General features: G+C 38.4%; 18 protein-coding genes and 1 pseudogene. 7 read left to right on the forward strand and 12 right to left on the reverse strand.

The genetic code is table 11. The features are described 5' to 3' along the window. Positions 1-7 precede the first annotated feature (7 nt). The gene (locus AC504W_RS19825; protein WP_494873942.1) at positions 8-1,444 is read right to left on the reverse strand and encodes an efflux RND transporter periplasmic adaptor subunit; all 1,437 of its coding nucleotides are present in this window, start codon (positions 1,442-1,444) and stop codon (positions 8-10) included. Between the two features lie 533 nt (positions 1,445-1,977). On the opposite strand from AC504W_RS19825, the gene AC504W_RS19830 reads away from it, so the two are divergent. After that, positions 1,978-2,517 (forward strand): phycobiliprotein lyase, encoded by a 540-nt coding sequence (locus tag AC504W_RS19830; RefSeq protein ID WP_494873943.1) that lies wholly within the window; start codon positions 1,978-1,980, stop codon positions 2,515-2,517. Between the two features lie 201 nt (positions 2,518-2,718). Here AC504W_RS19830 and AC504W_RS19835 read toward each other — a convergent pair whose 3' ends face one another. Next, positions 2,719-2,934, reverse strand: a complete 216-nt coding sequence (locus tag AC504W_RS19835) for a DUF2839 domain-containing protein (protein ID WP_494873944.1) — start codon at positions 2,932-2,934, stop codon at positions 2,719-2,721. A 195-nt stretch (positions 2,935-3,129) separates the two neighbouring features. Then, positions 3,130-4,686: pseudogene (locus AC504W_RS19840) on the reverse strand (helicase C-terminal domain-containing protein). A 114-nt stretch (positions 4,687-4,800) separates the two neighbouring features. Between AC504W_RS19840 and AC504W_RS19845 the strand changes: the two are divergent. The 3 genes from AC504W_RS19845 to lysS all read left to right on the forward strand — a co-directional run bounded on the left by AC504W_RS19845 (position 4,801) and on the right by lysS (position 8,556). Continuing rightward, positions 4,801-5,763 carry a M48 family metallopeptidase gene (locus tag AC504W_RS19845; RefSeq protein WP_494873945.1) on the forward strand — a complete coding sequence of 321 codons (963 nt, stop codon included), beginning with the start codon at positions 4,801-4,803 and terminating at the stop codon, positions 5,761-5,763. 410 nt (positions 5,764-6,173) lie between these two features. Beyond that, positions 6,174-6,599, forward strand: coding sequence for a hypothetical protein (locus AC504W_RS19850; RefSeq protein WP_494873946.1), 426 nt, complete (start codon positions 6,174-6,176; stop codon positions 6,597-6,599). A gap of 430 nt (positions 6,600-7,029) precedes the next feature. Then, positions 7,030-8,556 (forward strand): lysine--tRNA ligase, encoded by a 1,527-nt coding sequence (lysS, locus tag AC504W_RS19855; RefSeq protein ID WP_494873947.1) that lies wholly within the window; start codon positions 7,030-7,032, stop codon positions 8,554-8,556. A 74-nt stretch (positions 8,557-8,630) separates the two neighbouring features. On the opposite strand, the gene AC504W_RS19860 is transcribed toward lysS, so the two are convergent. The 5 genes from AC504W_RS19860 to AC504W_RS19880 form a co-directional block, all read right to left on the reverse strand. Continuing rightward, positions 8,631-9,365, reverse strand: a complete 735-nt coding sequence (locus tag AC504W_RS19860) for a peptidylprolyl isomerase (RefSeq protein WP_494873948.1) — start codon at positions 9,363-9,365, stop codon at positions 8,631-8,633. A gap of 47 nt (positions 9,366-9,412) precedes the next feature. Next, positions 9,413-10,018 (reverse strand): helix-turn-helix domain-containing protein, encoded by a 606-nt coding sequence (locus AC504W_RS19865; protein WP_494873949.1) that lies wholly within the window; start codon positions 10,016-10,018, stop codon positions 9,413-9,415. 415 nt (positions 10,019-10,433) lie between these two features. After that, positions 10,434-11,552 carry a T3SS effector HopA1 family protein gene (locus AC504W_RS19870; RefSeq protein ID WP_494873950.1) on the reverse strand — a complete coding sequence of 373 codons (1,119 nt, stop codon included), beginning with the start codon at positions 11,550-11,552 and terminating at the stop codon, positions 10,434-10,436. Positions 11,553-11,777: 225 nt separating this feature from the next. Continuing rightward, complete coding sequence (locus tag AC504W_RS19875) at positions 11,778-12,056, reverse strand: hypothetical protein (protein WP_494873951.1); 279 nt, start codon at positions 12,054-12,056, stop codon at positions 11,778-11,780. 596 nt (positions 12,057-12,652) lie between these two features. Then, positions 12,653-13,369, reverse strand: a complete 717-nt coding sequence (locus tag AC504W_RS19880; RefSeq protein ID WP_494873952.1) for a response regulator transcription factor — start codon at positions 13,367-13,369, stop codon at positions 12,653-12,655. Between the two features lie 533 nt (positions 13,370-13,902). Between AC504W_RS19880 and AC504W_RS19885 the strand changes: the two genes are divergently transcribed. After that, positions 13,903-16,293, forward strand: coding sequence for an NACHT domain-containing protein (locus tag AC504W_RS19885; protein ID WP_494873953.1), 2,391 nt, complete (start codon positions 13,903-13,905; stop codon positions 16,291-16,293). Positions 16,294-16,475: 182 nt separating this feature from the next. Continuing rightward, positions 16,476-16,931, forward strand: coding sequence for a rhodanese-like domain-containing protein (locus AC504W_RS19890; protein WP_494873955.1), 456 nt, complete (start codon positions 16,476-16,478; stop codon positions 16,929-16,931). Positions 16,932-17,060: 129 nt separating this feature from the next. Here AC504W_RS19890 and AC504W_RS19895 read toward each other — a convergent pair whose 3' ends face one another. Together AC504W_RS19895 and AC504W_RS19900 are read right to left on the reverse strand one after the other, a co-directional pair. Further along, on the reverse strand, positions 17,061-17,690 hold the full coding sequence (locus AC504W_RS19895; protein WP_096579230.1) for a ribonuclease H-like domain-containing protein: 630 nt from the start codon (positions 17,688-17,690) through the stop codon (positions 17,061-17,063). A gap of 75 nt (positions 17,691-17,765) precedes the next feature. Next, the gene (locus AC504W_RS19900; protein WP_103126778.1) at positions 17,766-18,302 is read right to left on the reverse strand and encodes a CAP domain-containing protein; all 537 of its coding nucleotides are present in this window, start codon (positions 18,300-18,302) and stop codon (positions 17,766-17,768) included. A 173-nt stretch (positions 18,303-18,475) separates the two neighbouring features. Here AC504W_RS19900 and AC504W_RS19905 point away from each other — a divergent pair, with 173 nt between their 5' ends. After that, positions 18,476-19,057: a Uma2 family endonuclease gene (locus tag AC504W_RS19905; RefSeq protein WP_494873956.1), complete on the forward strand. Its 582-nt coding sequence runs from the start codon at positions 18,476-18,478 to the stop codon at positions 19,055-19,057. Between the two features lie 142 nt (positions 19,058-19,199). Here the strand turns inward: AC504W_RS19905 and AC504W_RS19910 are convergent, their stop codons facing one another. Beyond that, positions 19,200-19,604: a type II toxin-antitoxin system VapC family toxin gene (locus tag AC504W_RS19910; RefSeq protein WP_494873957.1), complete on the reverse strand. Its 405-nt coding sequence runs from the start codon at positions 19,602-19,604 to the stop codon at positions 19,200-19,202. After that, complete coding sequence (locus tag AC504W_RS19915) at positions 19,601-19,843, reverse strand: hypothetical protein (RefSeq protein ID WP_494873958.1); 243 nt, start codon at positions 19,841-19,843, stop codon at positions 19,601-19,603. Before AC504W_RS19915 ends, AC504W_RS19910 begins: the two co-directional genes overlap by 4 nt. Positions 19,844-19,977: the final 134 nt, after the last annotated feature.

The raw sequence follows: 19,977 nt of genomic DNA on the forward strand, positions 1-19,977 counted from the left end.
TAAATTCTTAATTTCTAGTTCTGCGCGGTGTCGAATTTGATTCGCCTGTTTCGGAAAGAATCGAAAGACGTACCGGGTTGCCATCTTTTAATGGTCTCCCACTGCGAACTACATAGCGCTCTCCTGGCTGCAAACCAGATAAAATCTCCACTTTGCTATCAGCTTTTTTGCCCAAAGTGACGGTACGTGCTATTACTGTTGGTTTGCCTTGGTTATCTGTAACTACAAATACAGTGCCATTAGTATCATTATTTGCTGTTTCAGACCCAGAAGGTTGTTTGGCTGATTTTTGAATAGCAGTTTGCGCGACTACAACTCGCGGTTGTATTTGATTTTCAAAATTAACTCTGGCTAATAGTCCGCTACCTATATTGCTGTTACTGTTGGGAACTTCCACTTCTACTGGTATCAGGCGAGCAGTCGCATCTGCGGTGGGAGATATGCGTATAACTCTGCCAGTTAATGCTTTTTGGGGAAAGGCATCTAAGCGTATTTGTACAGATTGTCCAAGTTGAATTTTTGCTAGTTCTAATTCCGAAACTTGCACGACTACTTTGATTCGGCTGAAGTCACCAATTTGTATAACTTCGCCGCCTGCTTGCAAAAGATTACCTGGTTCTGTAACTTTGCTGGTAACGACACCATTGATGGGGGAAATTAATCGGGAGTAGGAACGGCGTTCTTTGGCTTGGGCGACTACTGCTTGTTGCGCTAAAACTCTACCTTGGGTAGCGGCGACGGCTTGTTGTTCTGTGCGGACTTGCTCTATTGCAGCCCGCAAGGCTTGGGCGGCTGTTTGGGCTTGAGTGCGTGCTTGTTCGGCGGTTTGTTGGGCGATCGCACCTTGTTGGTATAATTGCTGTTGTCTTTGAGAGTCGGCTTGAGCTTGCACCATCTGTAAGCGCAGTCTTTCCACTTCTGCACGCGCATTACTTACCTGGGTTGCGGCTCTGGCTACATCAGATTTTTGGGCTGCGAGTTCGGCTTCGGCTTGTTTTAATTCTGTCATCAGCAAGGTATCATCTAACTGTCCGATGTTTTGCCCTTTTTTGACAATACTACCTACATCTACATTTAAAGATAATAGCCGCGCTTCTATTTGCGATCGCAGTGATACGGTACGGAAGGGAATTGTTGTACCTGTATACTCTGGCTGTTTTTCGAGTGTATCTGTACGGGCGATCGCTACATCTACAGGTGTTGTACTACCACTTTCTTTACTACCACGTTGCGATTGAGCTTCGGCTGCTTCTTTAGGTAGAGAAGCACAACTAGCAGAAAGTACTCCGGTAGTTAATAAGCAAGCACATAATGATATGAATTTTCCTGTTTGTCCCTGGGGAAATATCCTTTTGTTTGTTGGTTTCCCTGTGTCAATCTTGGCGATTAAATCTAACTGGCTATTCATCACTGGGATTGGAGGTATGTAGGTTTGCTGTTTCATCGATTTTTGCGGTTGTCCGTTGCAAATCATTTATTTTGCTTATATAAAAATTTTTCCAAAAATAGCAGCCTTTTACACCCAAGCCATTCTGTATATATGTCTCTAGATAGACGCATTGATGATAAATTAATGTTGAGATATATCTTCTTGTGTCAATTTTTACTACCTTCTCTAAATAAAAGTTTCCAAAAAAATCCTGTCTGCTAGTGCAGATTGATAACGATTTTATCTGCGATAGAATTAAGATTAAGGCATGTTTTACTCATATCTTGACCATAAAGCGTAGACATGAGAATTTTAACAAATCTAATTTGGCGCTAATTTATGCCTGAATTTTGGCATTAGCATTGGTGAAATAACGATATTTAGTTTTACTAAGTATACCTAATATATACTAGCAAAGCTGCTAAAAAAGCAATCGGCAAGTCTGAGTATTTATGAGATATATTAAAAAATCTAAACCGTAATTGTCTTTTGTCACCATGTAGTATATGTACAAACGCTATTTTTAGAATAGGCGAGGACAATAACGCGTGACATCACCGCTAAGACTGACTCAATCCACTAACGAAGCAGAAATTACAGAATTTTTCCGCAAATCAGCAGGTCAGTGGCGTTCAGAAAGACGCTACTATACTCTGCCAGAGGGCGAAACAAAAGAAATGGTGAGTCTGATCACCATTCGGTTTTTAGAAGCAGGATGCGCTGAGTTGCAAAAGTTGGCGCAATTGCACAATTTATCTGAGACGGTTAATTTAATCTGTGGTGCAGAAGTACTGTGGAATAGTACGGATATACTAAAAAATAGACAAGATTCTCAAGGCTCGACATTATTTGGTGCATTAGGAAATATTTTGTACCGCGATCGCGGTTTTGCCACATCCAAACCCATCACCGCAGAGTATCATTTTCCTAATTCAGAAACTTTGTGCTTGCGAACTGAGTACAACGGCTCAGTATTTGAGGAAGAATTAAAGTTAATTGGTAATAAATATCGCACCAGACAAACAATTATTTCTCGCGCTGGTGAACAGTTAATGATTGGTCAATATTTAGAAAAGCGAATTGACTAAGCCACAGTATGGCAGGAGGCACAAGGCAGGAGGTAAAAGTTTTACTATATCTGCCATTTATACTTTTTAAATGTCTTCACCTATAATTCGACTGCTATAAATCATCGAAAGGCTGATTAACTGAAGCGATAGGGAAACCCAAAACAAATGTTAGTAATGTTGGGTTTCCTTATGTCAACCCAACCTACTCTCTGTACTGTATTAATCTAAAACTTGCCACCAACCGAAAGCGGGGCCGATAAAACGAATAGTTACCCAAGCGACAACCATACCGATAATACCAATCCAGGCTCCGCGAGTAGTCCAATCCACAAATAATTCAGATTGGCGTTTGGTGATGGGAATCCAAGATAATATGCGCTCATCTTGACCGTATTTTTCTCCCAGCGTTTCTTTGCGACGTTTTGCTTCACCCATAATTAGCAATTCAAAATTCAAATTAGTTTGTGTGTCTTATCCCGGAGATGCGATCGCATCTCTAGTCCAATTGATGAAGTTCCAAATGTAAGCACAAGCTGATAATACCGTTTGGTAAGATGCGATCGCTATCCGTTGACAAAATGTAAATAGTCAAAAATTGATTAACTATTGACTTTTGACACTGAACTCTTGTTAAGCCGAATCTTCTTCATCGGGGTTGGCGAATAAACTAGGGTCAAGATAATTAATGCGTGCTAGAGGGCTAAGTGCTGCGAGGATTTGGGAACCATAGCTACGGTTAATAACTCGACTGTCGAGCAATGCTACTACACCTTGATTTTCGCGTACAGGGGCGATCGCGCGTTGTAGTTCATTTAAAGCTGCCGGGAGTAAGTATACCCGAAACCAATCTTGATGCGATCGCTTGTAGTGAGCTACCCTTCCAGCCACTAGGGGATTTTCTAAAGATGGTAGAGGTAAAGTCGCAATAATTAATAGATGTGGCGCAGGTAAAACATGTTGATGTTCTCGCCAATATTCCCAACCACTAATTAAAATACCGTTTTCATCTAAACAGGTTTTTTCTACTTGTACCCGTGTACCAAACTCTGAAGCCAAAATTGCACCGACTTGCGCCTTGAGTGGGACATCTCCTACCAAAACAACTGTTAATCCTGGCGCTGTCGCACTTAAACAAAGTAAGGTGCGAACTTTGTGAATAAAGGCTGGCTGAAATTCTGGTGTATTCGGTAAAGGTAACTGATGGGGTACATATAATTGAATCGCTTGAGCTTGACTATCTGAAGAGAACCTCAGACAAGTGACATCATCCAAACCCAAACGCTGACGAAATACAGGCGCTTCCGTTTCTGGTTCTAATGCACTACCAATTAAAACCACTGGCTGTCGTTCCCAAATCGGTGACAGTATTCCAGCTAATTCAATCGGTGCGTAATGCAAAGAAAATAAACCTTGGCGACGCGCAATAGTAGTCCAAAAAAGATGCGGTGGCTGATTTAGAGGAGTATTTTCATGAATGTATTGAAATTGCTGCCAGAAATTTTGCCAAACATGAGGAATAGTCTCTAAGTTTAATTGAGCAAAAAGACCATGAATAATTTCTGCTTCTGGCTGGGAGATGAGATAACACTCATAAGGATTTGCTGGATGCTGGAAGACTTCTTTTGTGAGTTGTGTTCTAGCAGAACGAATTGCTTCAACTTGGTGAGGACAAGCCAGTATAAGTTCTTCCCAGTCTTGAGGTTGCACATCTTGAATTAGTTGATGACGTACCCAATCTTCTAAATCATCTACACCATCAATAATTGTGGGAATACCTGGGGGAAAAGTTTCAGAAGATGTTAACTGTCCTTTTAACCAAGCTTCTGGAGAAGTTAGGAGTAGTCCTTGAAACCCAGAATTAGGCCAAGCGTTACCTGTTCTGATTGGCTTTTGAACTTGTAACCACTGTTGTAAGCGGGGAATTTCTACTTGCAACAGACGTTGTTGCACAGTTTCTGGAGCAACAATAATAACAGGGCCTTGCCACATCAATGCTGATGCGACAAAACTAGTGCGATATCGCCCTTGATAGCCACAAGCCGCCCCAACTTGAATTAAAGCACTACGTCCTAGACGCAAGGCGCGGGCTACCAACCTTGCCATCGTCAAATGATGAGGTCAGGAAGGGAACCCCGCCTGCGATCGCAAAAAGTTATGTAGTGACAAATGAACTTCTGCCTCAATCACACGCTTTTAATCCCATACAAAGTGATTTTTACTTCCATTAGCCCCATTTCTATTATTCAGTTATCAGTTATTAGACTGATAACTGTTCACTGTTCACTGTTCACTGATTAAATTATGCCAACTTACACAGGAATTTCTAGCGATGCGTTCAGGCATCCACTTGACCGCCAAGCTGAACAAGCTTTACGAAATTTACCAGGGTTTGAGTTAATTGCCCGTAAATTCATGGAGTTTGTCTACGAACGCCCGCAGTTAGTCTATCTAATGGGTAACACCATCCAAGTAGGGCCGCGACAATATTCCACTATTTACCAGATATTTCGGGAATGTGTGCGGGATTTGGATGTTTACCCAGAACCTGCACTGTTTGTCTCACAAAATCCCCAAGCAAATAGCTATGCTTTAGGGCAAGAAAATCCTTACATTGTTATCAATACAGGCATACTAGACTTACTGGAGGAAGTCGAAATTAGGGCGGTGTTAGCCCATGAACTGGGACATATTAAATGTGGTCATACTATTTTAATTCAAATGGCGATGTGGGCGATGAGTGCTGCTTCTGCCCTAGGTGAATTGACCTTTGGCATTGGTAATTTCGTTACCCAAGCTTTAATTTATGCCTTTTTTGAATGGCGGCGAAAAGCTGAACTGACAGCAGATCGCGCCGCCTTGTTAGTAATTGATGACATAAATCCTGTGATGTCTTCGATGATGAAGGTATCGGGCGGAAGTAGCAAATATGCCCATGAATGTAGTTTACAAGAATTTATCCACCAATCAGAAAATTATCAAGCACTGGATGAAGATGGACTGAATCAAATATATAAGTTCTTGATCTACAATGGCGCTCAGGGCATGATGTTAAGCCATCCCTTTGCTGTAGAGCGTATACATTATCTAAGGGAGTGGGCAGTATCAGAAGAATATCAGCAAATTCGCCGAGGAAACTATCAGCGATCGCCAGCCGAAGGTGCAGTAAATGTTGCATCAGAAACTTCCGCAAGTGAAGCAGAAAATTTGCGGCGGCAAATTGAAGAATTACAACAAGAAATTAACAGAATGAAAAGGTCTCAGTAGCTTTGAGGGTGGGTATGATTATGCCCATCCTCAAATAATTTATTTTTATTTACAATTAATGATAATTTTCGTAACATACATAACATTGTCTTATTAGTTTTTATCCTCAAATGATAATTTTTTCAGTAGAGGCTTTTTACCTGCTTATCTAAATATAAATTTTCTGTAGCGTGATTTATTTTTTAAGATTCCTTTATCTCCGATAATACTTTTTAGGGGTGCTTGGTAGAGATAAATATTCAGCAAAAACTTATCTTCTGCATTCTGCTGTTATGCCTTCTGGACATAGGCTGCAAAATCATCTAAGCTACCATCTGTTTGTGAATGTTCAACATCCAAGATTCAAAACTTTGGTTTGAATCTTGCCTAACTAAGTCTGAGCATGAAATTTCGTTTAGGCATTTCTCAACATGGTAATTAACTTTCCCAAATGGCTATTTTTGTTAGCTAATATTCTTTTCCTTGTCATATTCATGCCTGGGATTGCTTTAGCTACGCCTCTACAAATTCATGCTAATTCTAGTGTGATTTCTGCCCAAACTTACAAAACTGCAATCAACTTAGCATATTCGGAAACTGATTTTACTCCCCAAGAACGTCAACAACTCCAAGGTTTACGTCAACGTCGCAACAAAGAAATTAGTACTATCTTAAGTTCATTCCAACGTGAAAAACTGAAAGAACAATTGCAGGCGGGTCATAATATTTATCAAGCCATAGAGGGTTTAGATTTACATCCCGATCAGCAAAGTATGATCAAAGCTGTGATGCAGTTATATCACTTAAAAACAAAGACTATTTTATCTCGGCATTCTCTACAATTAGGACAAGAATAGATGTTGTCTTTGACCACTAATTTGTAGTTTTAGAATTGTGTTAATAGCTGCATCAATAAAAAGCGATCGCTCTCTGGATTGTGCAGGCGATCGCTTCCCCTCAAATATCGCATATCTCCCTTTTGATTTTTAAAGACTGCTGGTACCTAAACCGATTAAGGATTTACGGGTGGATGTTGTAGTTATGAACTCGGAAGTTGGTGTTTAGAACTCGAAAGTTGGTGCTTGGAACTCGAAACTTCGTGCTTGGAACTCGAAACTTCGTGCTTGGAACTCGGAAGTTGGTGTTCAAAACTCGAAACTTCGTGCTTGGAACTCGAAATTTTGTGCTTGGAACTCGAAATTTTATGCTTGAAACTGAGAATTTGGTGTTCGCGCCCACTTGAGCGCAGCATCTATAATTAATCTTGCCCTCTGAGAGTTCGTTACCATGTCGGAAGAAGATATCCGTGCCGCCAGGCTGGAAAAAGTAGACCAGATTAAGCAGTTAGGGGGTAATCCATACTCCTATCGTTGGGAATCTAGCCATCACGCCGCCCAATTGCAAGAAAAATTTGCTGATTTAGCCAGTGGCGAAGAAGTCGATTTAGAAATTGCGATCGCCGGTCGCATTATGGCGCGGCGTGTTTTTGGTAAGTTGGCATTCTTCACCTTGCAAGACGAAACTGGCAACATACAGCTTTATCTGGAGAAAAATCGCATCCAAGAAAGTATGGCAGAAATTGATGCTGATGCTTTCAACCACCTCAAGCAACTCACAGATGCAGGCGATATTCTAGGCGTTAAAGGTACGATCAAACGGACTGAAAAGGGCGAGTTATCAGTCTACGTCAAACAATACACCATCCTCACAAAATCCCTACTGCCCCTACCCGACAAGTGGCATGGATTAACCGATATTGCCAAACGTTACCGTCAACGCTACGTTGACTTGATTGTTAACCCCGAAGTCCGCCAAACTTTTCGCCGTCGCGCCCAAATTACCGCAGGTATTCGCCGCTATTTAGAACAGCGAGATTTTCTCGAAATTGAAACGCCTGTTTTACAAAGTGAAGCTGGCGGTGCAGATGCACGGCCCTTCATTACCTACCACAACACCCTAGAAATGGAATTGTATCTGCGGATAGCCACAGAACTCCATCTCAAAAGGTTGATTGTCGGTGGTTTTGAAAAAGTGTTTGAAATGGGACGAATTTTCCGCAATGAAGGAATTTCCACCCGTCACAACCCCGAATTTACCACAATCGAACTTTACCAAGCCTACGCCGACTACAACGATATGATGGCACTGACGGAAGGAATTATTACCACCGTCGCCCAAGATGTACTCGGCACATTGCAAATCACCTACCAAGGCGAAACTGTAGATTTAACACCACCTTGGCGACGGGTAACAATGCACGATGTTGTCAAAGAAAGCACAGGCTTAGACTTTAATGCTTTTTCAACCTTGGAAGAAGCAAAAGCCGCCGCTAAAAATGCTGGGATTCCTGGTGTAGATGAAACCCAATCAATTGGTAAATTACTAAGTTTAGCTTTTGAAGAAAAGGTAGAAGCAAATTTAATTCAACCTACCTTTGTCATTGACTATCCTGTAGAAATTTCACCACTGGCAAAACCGCACCGTTCTCAACCAGGTTTGGTAGAAAGATTCGAGTTATTTATTGTGGGACGCGAAACCGCCAACAGCTTCTCAGAATTAACAGACCCCGTCGACCAAAGAGAACGTCTAGAAGACCAAGCCGCCCGTAAAGCCGCTGGTGATTTAGAAGCCCAAGGTGTAGATGAAGATTTTCTCACAGCGTTGGAATATGGAATGCCACCTACAGGCGGTCTAGGTATTGGGATTGATCGGTTAGTAATGTTATTAACTGATTCTGCCAGTATTCGAGATGTTATTGCTTTCCCTTTACTCAAGCCAGAAAAATCAGAAGCATCCCCAGAATCAGCAAGTTAAAAAAATCGCAATTTATTCAGGGAAAAACCTGTAATAACGCACAATTCTATGTTATTGCAGGTTTTTTATGCAGACTAAATCTGCACCACAAGTTTAATTTCCTCAAGTTGTTGTTGTAGCCAAGCAGCAAACAAATCTCTAAGTATTTTACAGCGCAGTACTTCATCTAAATAAGGCTGAATAATTTCTTCAACCCAAATCAAATGAACTCCTTTTTGTGTGAGAATTGGCTTGATAATCTTTGGTGGATGGGCAGTAAAAACATACGCTGCAATCTCTGGAATAAAATCGCCCCGGCATCGTATCCCACAATATCCACCAACACGGCGTAATTCAGGTTCTTTTATGTATTGTTGAGCAATATCTGGGAAAGATATTTTATTTTCTTGGACTGCATAGAATAGCTGCCAAGCTAAGTCTTCGTCATCTAAAACAACTTCATAAGTGATAGATTTAACATAATCAAGTTGATGTGTAAAAAAGAAAGGTTCGACTTGCTCTGCTAAGAGATGATGAGCTAACTTTGCCGAAAGTAGGGAAATTTCTACTACTTCTTTAAACTCATTTAACGAAAGATAATGTTTTTCTAACCATATTTCAGTATCTTTAGCTTTGACAAGTTTTTTTAGCAGCCGCATATTATCGGCTGCCTGTTGAAGCTCTCCGGGCTGAATTTTTATCCCTGCTTGATCAGCAGCATCAGTAATAATCTTTCGAGTAGCGATCGCTTCAATCATATCGGGAAGCTGACAAGAAAGCTTCATTTGATACAATATATCTTCAGGAGAAATAATGAAAATATTAGTCATTAATTAATTCCTATTTTTTTCAAAAAATACTCCCTTCTATCCCAGAGTTAGTGATGAGTATTAACGAAATTGAGTAAATCTTCTAAACTATTATGTTCATAGCTTAATTGCAAGTCGCATATTAGAATATCAGAATCTTGAATATCAGCAGTTTCTTGTTGAGGGAGATTGTTACGTTGTTTTGTAGACAATCCCATTTGTTTAAGTAAACGACTAATATGGCGTTCGGTAATTTTAATGCCCATTTCATTTGCTAAATGCTTACTTAACCATTGCGCTGTCCAGTTTTGGAATGGATAGCCATATTCATGAGGACTATGAGTTACTAATTCTTTCAAGCGTGCAATATACTGGTCATTAACACTCTTTGGCCTACCTATTTTCTGTTCCTGCCATTGGTGAGCTAATCCAGCTTTTGCCACACCACTCCAATATCGCGCCATGTGGTAAGAACAGCCTAATATTTGACAAATTTTGCTTGGAGATTTACCTTGATCTGCCAATAACATAATTTCGATTCGACGACGGTATTCGGGTTGTAAACTTGCTTGGAGATTTTTCAGCAGAACTTTTTGCTGAAAAGGTGTTAAAAACTTACTAATATTAACGTTATAGTTGTCAAAATCTTGAAATTGGTTAATTTCATGTGACATAGATATTAAAAACCTCATCCAACTAGAAAAAGCAATCCAAATTGGCGTTTTTGGCGAAAGTGAAGTGATAGGCTAAAGAGAAAAATTGTTGATTTATTTTTAATAACTTCAATCTTAGTAAAGTACTTTCATCAATCACAGCCATAAATAGGAGTAAAGTTGATTATGGGGATTTGATTTTATTTATATCTTTAGAAAGATTTAAATCAATAGTTTTCTATTAATCAATCAGTAAGTTAGAGGATTCAATAAACTTTGTGTCTAAAAAAAGTCCTTAGTCTAAGGTAAATACTTAAAGCTAAGGACATTTATTAAAGGCTAACAATCGTAATCATGTAATTAATCTATGTGTATCACTGATTAAGTTTGATAATAGGCTAATTTAAAGGTATAAATAGCTCTATTTTTAAATAAGTCATGATGATAATGGTGTGTATATATCATGAGAATTAGAATTCAGATAAGGATATTGCAATTTAATGTCATATAAGGCAAATTGCTTCTGAATTAAAGCCATACGATTGCCTTTTGATTCATCTCCTTGTTGCCAAGCTTCTAATAAAGCGTTGGTCACAATTTGACAACGGTTGATACCAAAACTTTCTTTTTCCGAGAATTTATGATTTGGCTCTTCCGCAAGTGCAACTCCTGGAGCGAGTAATTTTGTAAATAGTGGGATTTCTTCTCGAAAATACGGTTTATAGTTGACATAAATATCTTGCAACACTACTTGAATAACTGAATATTGAGTTTTGCCAAAATAAAGTACTGCTGTATCGTAGCGATCGTAGTTTGAAGGATTGTAGAGCGCTTTAAAAGTAAAAGGAATATATATAGTGTTTAATTGCTGAGTGAGGCTGCTCATAACTGCAACTGCACCTTCAGGACTTAAATTAAAGTAAACACGTACAAGCGGTGAATCGATCGCATCAGCATGACTTGATAATCCAGCATTGCCAACCGCCATATAAAAACCATTCTGCACTAAATTACGCGGCATCTTGACAGCAACGATATCTCCAGCGATCGCATTTTGTTCAATATCTCGAAGATGGCGATCGCGTTCTATATGCAAAGTCAAGCCACCTTTTTTCACCACCAGAGAGCGATCGCTTTCTTCCACTACAACTTGCCAAGCTGGATCAAAGTAGCCTATACCTTTATTGGAAAAGTGTAATTGCTCATAAAACCCCACATCTACTCCAAGATAAGTATTATTCTCTAAATTCTTGGGCATTGTCGAATCCATGAGATTTATATCTAAAGACAGAGCAGTTCGACTAGCGCCGTTATAGTAAATCCCATAGAGAAAGTTGCACAATTGTGAATTCAAAAACTTGTGCTGAAGATTTAAAGGTAATTTCTGAAAGCGTTCCACTGCTTCATCTGGCAGTTTTAATGGTTTGTAATTGGGATGATAAATACAAAAATTAGGTTGAATCTGAATCTTAGTAACGATATCTTCCAAAATATTTAATAAGGCTTGACTCAAATTATTGTCAGGTTGTAATATAAGTGAGTTTAGCAATTGCATAACTTTCTATTTTTAATTAAAACTACTTTTCAAAATAGAAACTAGAAGCTAGACCTCTAAAATAGAATTTTTCATATTTGATTGTTATTTTTTCCCGCTATTAAAAAAATAGCAACATACCAACTCAAAAATAATAGCCATTAATCGGAGCAGGATAAAGAAATTTAATGCTTAATCCTGCTCATTAGTTTATTAGACTAATCTTCAGCAATAACAAGCTGAACTCTAGTCACCACCAGTACCAACGCCACCACCAGCACCAGCACCACCAGCACCACCGTTACCCAGAACACCACCAGCAGCACCGCTAAATGTCTTAGCGATAGAAACAATATTATTCAGCGCATACAGGTTGATGCCGAATTCCAGTAATTTCTCGATGCCGGGGCCATATCCTCCTTGCAAGTTCATAGCATCTGTATCAGCTAAATCTTGCAGAAAATTTTCAGAATCTATAAACAGTTCTGAACCAACAGAATTCAATGCAGAATCTTGATAATTCATGATGATTATTCTCCAATTATTTGTGGAACAAAAATCTATCACCTGTGTGTAAGTAAACTTATTTGTTTAACCTTACACTTGCATTATTAGTTGCAAAAAATAAATTTTCAAGCCTGAATAATTGATTTATTCGACACAAATTGACTAATTATGTCGAGTAATGAATTTTAATATGTCTTTGAAAATTCTATTTCAATTTTTATAGAAAAAATATTTTTTAATTAATAGATATATCTTTAATATTGGTCTATATCCAGCTAAAAACATTCACAATTTATTCAGAGCGCACAGATGTGCGCTCTGATGAGGCAGATATATCAGGTACTTGATGAAATCTGATGAAGGCTTATCAAAAAAATGTGTGACTGCCGCCTTGCGATACTAGTAGTGTCGCTACATATCTAGAGTATTGAGAAAAATGTGTATATTGCCAATCAACTCTTAAGACATAATTAGACAAATTTTGTCTTTAAAAGAGACAAATAATCCTGCTGTTATATGTTTTAACTTCTCACTAAGCTTTAGCCGAGATATGACTATACTCGGCAAATCTTGACGATTGTAAACATTGCCATTGTATTGGCGTGATTAACTTCTCAAGCAGTTGTTACTTCTGGCAATTCAAATTTATAACCGTAGCCGCGAACCGTCTTAATAAACTCAGGCACGTTATGATCAACTTCTAATTTCTTGCGTAGTTGACCAATGTGTACATCCACAACTCTTCCATCTCCTACATAGTCACAACCCCAAACTTTTTGAATGAGTTGTGAACGACTCCAAGCTTGACCAGGATGACTTGCTAAAAAATGCAGAATATTAAATTCCAATGCTGTTAAATTTAGTGGCTTATCATTTAGTGTGACTTCTCTACCTTCTGGGTTAATTGCTAGTTGCTTGAATACCAAGCGTTGTACAGGATAAGGATTAATGCAACGTACCCGTCTCAAAAGTGCTTGTACTCTAACTTCTACTTCTGCCAAACTAAAAGGTTTAGTCATAAAGTCATCTGCACCAGCAGAAAGAATCTTAATTTTATCTTCTTCCGCATTTCTACTTGTCAGTATCATTACTAAGACATTATTACGGCTCTGCATTTCTTCACATAAACTGTAGCCACTGATATCTGGTAAATTCCAATCTAAAATTACTAAGGCTGGGTTAAATTGCTCAAACATAGATAGAGCAGTTTTGCCATCTGCCGCAGACTCTATGTGATATTTTCGACCAAGAAAACGATAGATCAGATTACGTACACCAAAGTCGTCATCTACAACAAGAATTTTGGGATTTGTAGCAGGAAGCATCACCATAAAGTTCTAGCCTATTATTCATCTGGCAACTCGCAGTTGAGATAGCTTTGTTGAAATACGAGAAGCCACTCTAAGAAAGTTTAATATTACAAAAATTTTTAGCTTTTCTTGACATTTACCTAAGTTGAATACTTAGACAGAAAACAGCCTTTAGTCAGACATTGCAACTACTCTACTGAGATACACTTAATTTTCTATTAAATTTCAGAAAAGTTCAGCTATCATAGTGCATACCAAATGTATAAGTTTTGTATGATTTTTGTATGTTTTTGAATATTGCAGTATATCGTAATACTTCTATCTTCACTGGAAGTTAAATTTCCTGAGTATTTACCAAAAAAATACCCTTCAGACAGAAAGTAAATTCCTCACTAAGCCTGGCTCAACTGATTTCAGGTGTACATCTAGTAACATAATTCACTCTCAACTTTCCATAACTATCCCCTTTGGAAAAGTACAGCCATCTGTCCAGGGTGTGTCTACGTGCAGCTACCTTTCTCTATGTAACCAAAAACACTTAAAAAGCTGATTGTATGACAAGCCAAGGACTAAGAGCTTCCTTAGAAGGTATCAGAGCTGCAAAAACAGCTTTAACTGACAAAACTTTAAGCCAACATAAATTAGCAATAGCTTTAGGTATTACTCGTCAACCAGTATCTAAGTTTTTTGCAGGTGAGCCAGTTTCTCGCAGTTGCTTTGTCCAAATTTGTCAACATTTAGGATTATCTTGGCAAAAAATTGCTGGTCTACCAGAAGATATAACTTCAGAATTGACTACTACATCACATAGCAATAATAGAGATTTAAATATATTGGTGCAGGAAATCCGCCAAAAGCGCCAAGACAAAATTCAAGACCAATGCGGTACTTTGCAAATGTTGGATATTGCTCAGGCAATTCCATTAGTTGATATTTATACTACTGTTTATGTATTAGAAAAAATTACTAGCCAACGATGGTTAGAGATTGGAGATTTGTTGAAAGAATTTTGTTTTGAATCAGGCTTTGAATGGCTAGTGAAAGACCAGGTTCCCCAAAAATTATCAGGGTTAGAAGCAGTATTACTTTACTCGAAATTGATGGTACTGGGTAAGCCAGCTATAGGTAAAACAACATTCTTAAAATATTTGGCGATTGAGTGTAATAAAGGAGAATTACAACCAAATCTTGTGGCAATTTTTATCAGTCTCAAGGACTTTGCTGAAGATTTTAAAGATAATAGTGATTTCAATTTGTTGAAGTATATTAGCCAGGAATTTCTGAGTTGCGGGATTGAATCTGAATCAACATTAAGTTTATTAATTGCAGGTAAAATGTTGATTTTATTGGATGGGTTAGATGAAGTACAATTGGAGGAAGTAAATCAGGTTAATAAAGAAATTCGGCGTTTTTGTCAGACTTATTACAAAAATAAGTTTGTGATTAGCTGTCGAATAGCGGCTCAAAAATACAAATTTCCGGGGTTTACAGAAATCGAAATTGCCGACTTTGATATGCAACAGGCTGAGGCTTTTGTCAAAAACTGGTTCGTAGCAGTTGCTCATGAATCTAGAGAAGATGGGGAAGCTATCGGCAATTTATTTATTCATCAACTAAATTTACCAGAAAATAAGCAATTTAGAGAATTAGCAATAACACCAATTTTGCTACATTTAATTTGTTTATTCTTTCAAGCAAAATCTGAATTTACATTTAAGCCAGCTAAATTATATGAGCAAGCATTAAATATTTTGCTGAGTCGATGGGATGAAACCAAAGGTATTAAAAGGCATTCAGTTGGCTGTAATTTAAACTTAGCTAATGCAAAAAAACTACTGGCTCAAATTGCTGCTATTACTTTTGAACAGGGTAATTATTTTTTTGAAGAAGAAATAATCCAAACACTAATATTTCAATATTTAACTAAAGATAATGAATATTTTAGTAGTAGTTCAAAATTACTAAATCAGCAGTTTCAAGATAGTGCAAAAATTATGAAATTGCTTGAGGTAAATTATGGTATATTAGTGGAGCGATCGCAGGGAATCTACTCTTTCTCTCATCTGGCTTTGCAAGAATATTTGACAGCAAAAAATATTGTCTTAAATTACCAAGAACAGTCGATAAATCAACTGATTAGTCATATTACTGATAAACGCTGGAAAAATGTCTTTTTACTAACCGTAAGTATGTTGCCAGATGCTGAAGCAATGCTGGGGTTAATGAAACAAAAAATAGATCTTTTAGTGGCTCATGACCAGAAAATTCAAGATTTTCTATTGTGGCTGCATCAAAAATCTAACTCAGTTACTACTCAATATAAATCAGGTGCTATTCGAGCTTTTTACATCGTTTGTGTTGGTCGTTCATTAGAGGTGTTTCTCAAAGGTAGCAATTTTCCTCAACACCAAGTCTTTTGCCATTCATCTAGCTATGGTCTGGAACGTGCTATGATTGGGAACTTAGCATTTAATCCTGAACTTGCTATAGATGAGTTTCTCACGAGTACTTTTGCCTGTGCTGGGGAACTAGAATTTGCCTGTAATTATATTTTGAATGATGCTATTGTTTTTGACTATGACCATGCTTTAAATATTGCCTTTGATAAAGCACTGAATTTAGTTGTTGAGCCTAAATTTAAACAATTTCTCCACAATCTGAAAAAACAACTACCAAATGCACAAAGCAATCCCCATAAATTTCGTAAGTGGTGGATAGAGCATGGTAAATTCTGGAATGAAAATTTTAGAGAACTTTTGGTTAAATATCGGAATATTTGTCACGATTGGCAGTTGAGTAAACAGCAAATAGAGTTACTTCAGCAATATTATATGGCTAATAAGTTACTGATAAATTGTCTGAATAGTGCCAATAATATTAGACCAGCAATTCGACACGATATTGAAGAAAAATTATTGTTGGCAACTACTCAGATAAAACAATAAATTATATAGGTTTTGTAGAAAGTAAATATTAATTTAATAACTCTTATAAAGAGGTCATCAATAATAAAAAATCAACCAATACTCCATAAGAAAGACTTTTATAACATTCATACCAGAGAAAGAGCAATTAAATAGTTCAATCTCGTTAAATTGCTGTTAGCGAAGTCAGTTAAGGATATTCTATGAATAATTTAGTAGGCGGTATTATTCCTCAACAGCCACCAATCGAGCCTCGGTCTGATGCTCATGTTCTCAAGTCTCGCTTGGAATGGGGCGAACCAGCTTTTACAATTTTGGATGTGCGCGATCGCCAGACATACAACGAAGGCCATATCATGGGAGCAATGCCCATGCCAATTGATGAACTAGCAGACCGAGCAGTACCATCTCTAGATAAAAGCCGTGATATTTATGTTTACGGTGGCAATGACGAAGAATCTGCTCAAGCTGCCCAAGTTCTGCGTTCTGCTGGTTTTGAGCATATCTCTCAACTCATTGGTGGTCTAGGCGCATGGAAGGCAATTGGCGGCCCAACAGAAGGTATCGTTGAATCTAGAACTCCCGCAGGTGCAGATGACTATAATGTTGTCTCTCGTCTGAAAAACCACGCAGAAAATCAACAAAAATCTGGTCAATAGTCAATGGTCAAGAGTCAATAGTCAATGGTATAGCAGGGGACAGGTGACAGTATTAAGAAACCTGTGCTGTCTAAGTCTTATCTTTTACTGATGTCCTAATACTATGGACTATGGACTCTTGACTTTTAATCAATGTTCAAATAAATCTTTGAACTGCAATAAATCTAATGAAACGATTGTTGGTAGAACTTGAAAGCATTCTTGTGCGAGTTCCCAACGTTCTTCTCGTTTGAGCATTTCACTCAGCTTGTGCTGGACACTAATTAAATAGCGAACATCATTGGCAGCATAACTTAATTGCGCCTCAGTTAAATTAGCAGCATTACCCCAATCAGAACTTTGGGCGCTTTTATCAAGTTCTACTTGTTCTAACTCTTGTACTACCTCTTTTAGTCCGTGACGGTTGGTATAAGTCCGGGCTAACTTACTCGCAATTTTGGTACAAAAAACAGGCTGGACATAAATTCCTAAGTTGTGGCGTAAAGTCGCAACATCAAAACGAGCAAAGTGAAAAATCTTCAGTACATTCTTGGCTTCAAGAAGTTGTTTTAAATTGGGCGATTGGGTCTGTCCTCTAGTGATGCGAATTGCTGTGACTTTACCTTGTGAGTTGCACAGCTGAACGAGACACAAGCGATCGCGCTGTGGTAATAATCCCATAGTTTCTGTATCAACAGCGATCGCCTCGGCTTTTAAGTACTCACTGAGGGTAGAGTCATTAATATCGCGATCGCAAACCTGAAAATCTGGTAATGTCATGAGTCACTCAACCATAAATGCAGTGTCTTTCACAAAAGAATACCCTTAGACACTACATAATTTCAGCCAGTAAATTTATCTGGTCAGAATAAAAATTTGCGTTAAATAAACTTCACCTTGCTGATTAGTAGCCACACCAACCCCCGTCAGGTTGTATTTACCCTTGATATTCTTTAAATGTCCAGGACTATCTAACCAACCAATCACAGCCTGACTAGCAGGATTGCTGTATCCCTGGTTCACTGCAACATTTTCGCCTGCACTATTGAAGCGAATTGAAGTAGCTGTGACACGCTTTTCAAATCCGTTATGGCTAAAGGGAACTTTCCCCTTAGCCATATTTTGACTGTGAATTCTGGCTTGTCGAGAGATATTAGCATTTAGAGTTAACTTTGGCAGTTTTTTAGCAGATCGATAGCGATTTATTTGTTCAAAAACTGATTTTTCTAATGCGGTCGTGTTAAAGGTAGTAGTGGATGAGGCCAGCTGGCTTGAAGCAATTTGCTGAGTTGTGTTGTTAGTAGATGAGTGGCTTGGTATGGGAGTAGTGATAAATCCACTAGCAAGGACAAGCGTACTTAAAGCGATGCCAAAAGCAGGTTGTCGAAACATGGAGAGTTACAAAATATAGATGATTAAGACCTATACTCTACCTTCGACTTCCGAGAATCTGTAACAGGATATTATGAAAAATTGCTCAATCTGGGAAATAAAGGCTAGAGACTAAGGACTATAGCCATTCCGCCCTCCAAGCTAAAATCAAAAAAACGGGAAACAATCTTGCTATGGTAGCAATCTCCCCACAACCACAAAAAATGACCATCGAGGAATATCTCGTATGGGAACCCCAGCAAGAGCTGCGTTATGAATATGTCAACGGCGAAGTTTTTGCCATGACAGGTGGGACAATTCCCCACAATGACATTGCACTGAATTTTTACACAGCCTTACGCCCACATTTACGCGCTAGAGGCTGCCGAGTGAATGTGTCGGATGTGAAAGTGCAATTTGATGCTAAAAATATCTATTATTATCCTGATGTGATTGTTAGTTGCGACCATCAAGACTTGAATGCTCGCAAATTTATTCAAAATCCTACAATCATTGCTGAAGTTTTATCTCCTGATACGAGTAGCAAAGATCGGGGCGAAAAATTCACTAATTACTTAACAATTCCCTCTTTACAAGAATATTTATTGATAGATTCCGAAAAAATCTCTGTTGAACGCTACTCTCGTGGAGAGGGGAGAATGTGGCTTTACTATCCCTACACTGAGGGAGATATGATTACCCTATCTAGCATAGAATTTGAGTTAGCGATCGCACTACTCTATGAAGATGTTATCTTTGCACCAGCAGAAGAATAGTTTATCGTGCGATCACTCCTGAAGTTGTGCAAAAATGCGATCGCTCTTTCTAGAAGTTTCCCTGAGTATACCCATTGCACCTTTCCTCAATGCACGATACCTACGGTAAGCTATGCTAACACCCCTGAAGTTTCCCAAAAAATTAATCAAAAATAGAAATTACATTAAGACTAGATACTCTAAACATAGGTTTGGTTTTTTTCTCAGTTGTCACAAATTCCTCTGCACCAACTGACAACGCCGCAGCTACATGAAGCGCATCCATAGCCGCTAAACCATACTGACAAGCAATGTCATAAGCATCTTGTATGACTTTTTCTATATCGTTATTCCAGTAAGTGACTGCACTAAAGAATGATTCGTAAAATTCAGCTTCTGCTGTTTTTCGATTATAAATTGCTTTAGGTATTACCTCCATTTTGATAAATTTGCTCGAAGCAAATTCACGGTTTGAATCTGCTAAAATTTCTAAAGCTTTCTCTGCATCTTCTCCCACCCCACGCGCCGCAGTTACCAATACTCCAGAATCAATAAAAGTGATTTTCATAGATCAGTTTCTTGTAATCCCCCGCGACGACTAGCAATTTCTTTTGCTATTTCATCTCGACTTAATAAAGGTTCACCAGAAGCAACAATCTTAGAGCGAATTTGGCGTAAACGTTCTCCCAAAGGAGCTTTATTTGCAGAGGTTTTCAAGCGAAGAAATTCGACAAAATCTAAGACTTCTTCCTGTTTGTCTTGTGGAAGGGAACGCCACTTAGTTAATAACTCTTGTTCTGCACTCATTTTGACTACCAACCTCTCATAATTTTAGTAAAGTGTGGCGGACATGAATAATAGCCACAACATCATCAGGAAGATCGCCCTTTCTAGAAGTTTCTCTGAGTATACCAATCGCACCCCTGCCCTTATCACTGAGC

It is taken from the genome of Nostoc sp. C96, from assembly GCF_059384975.1.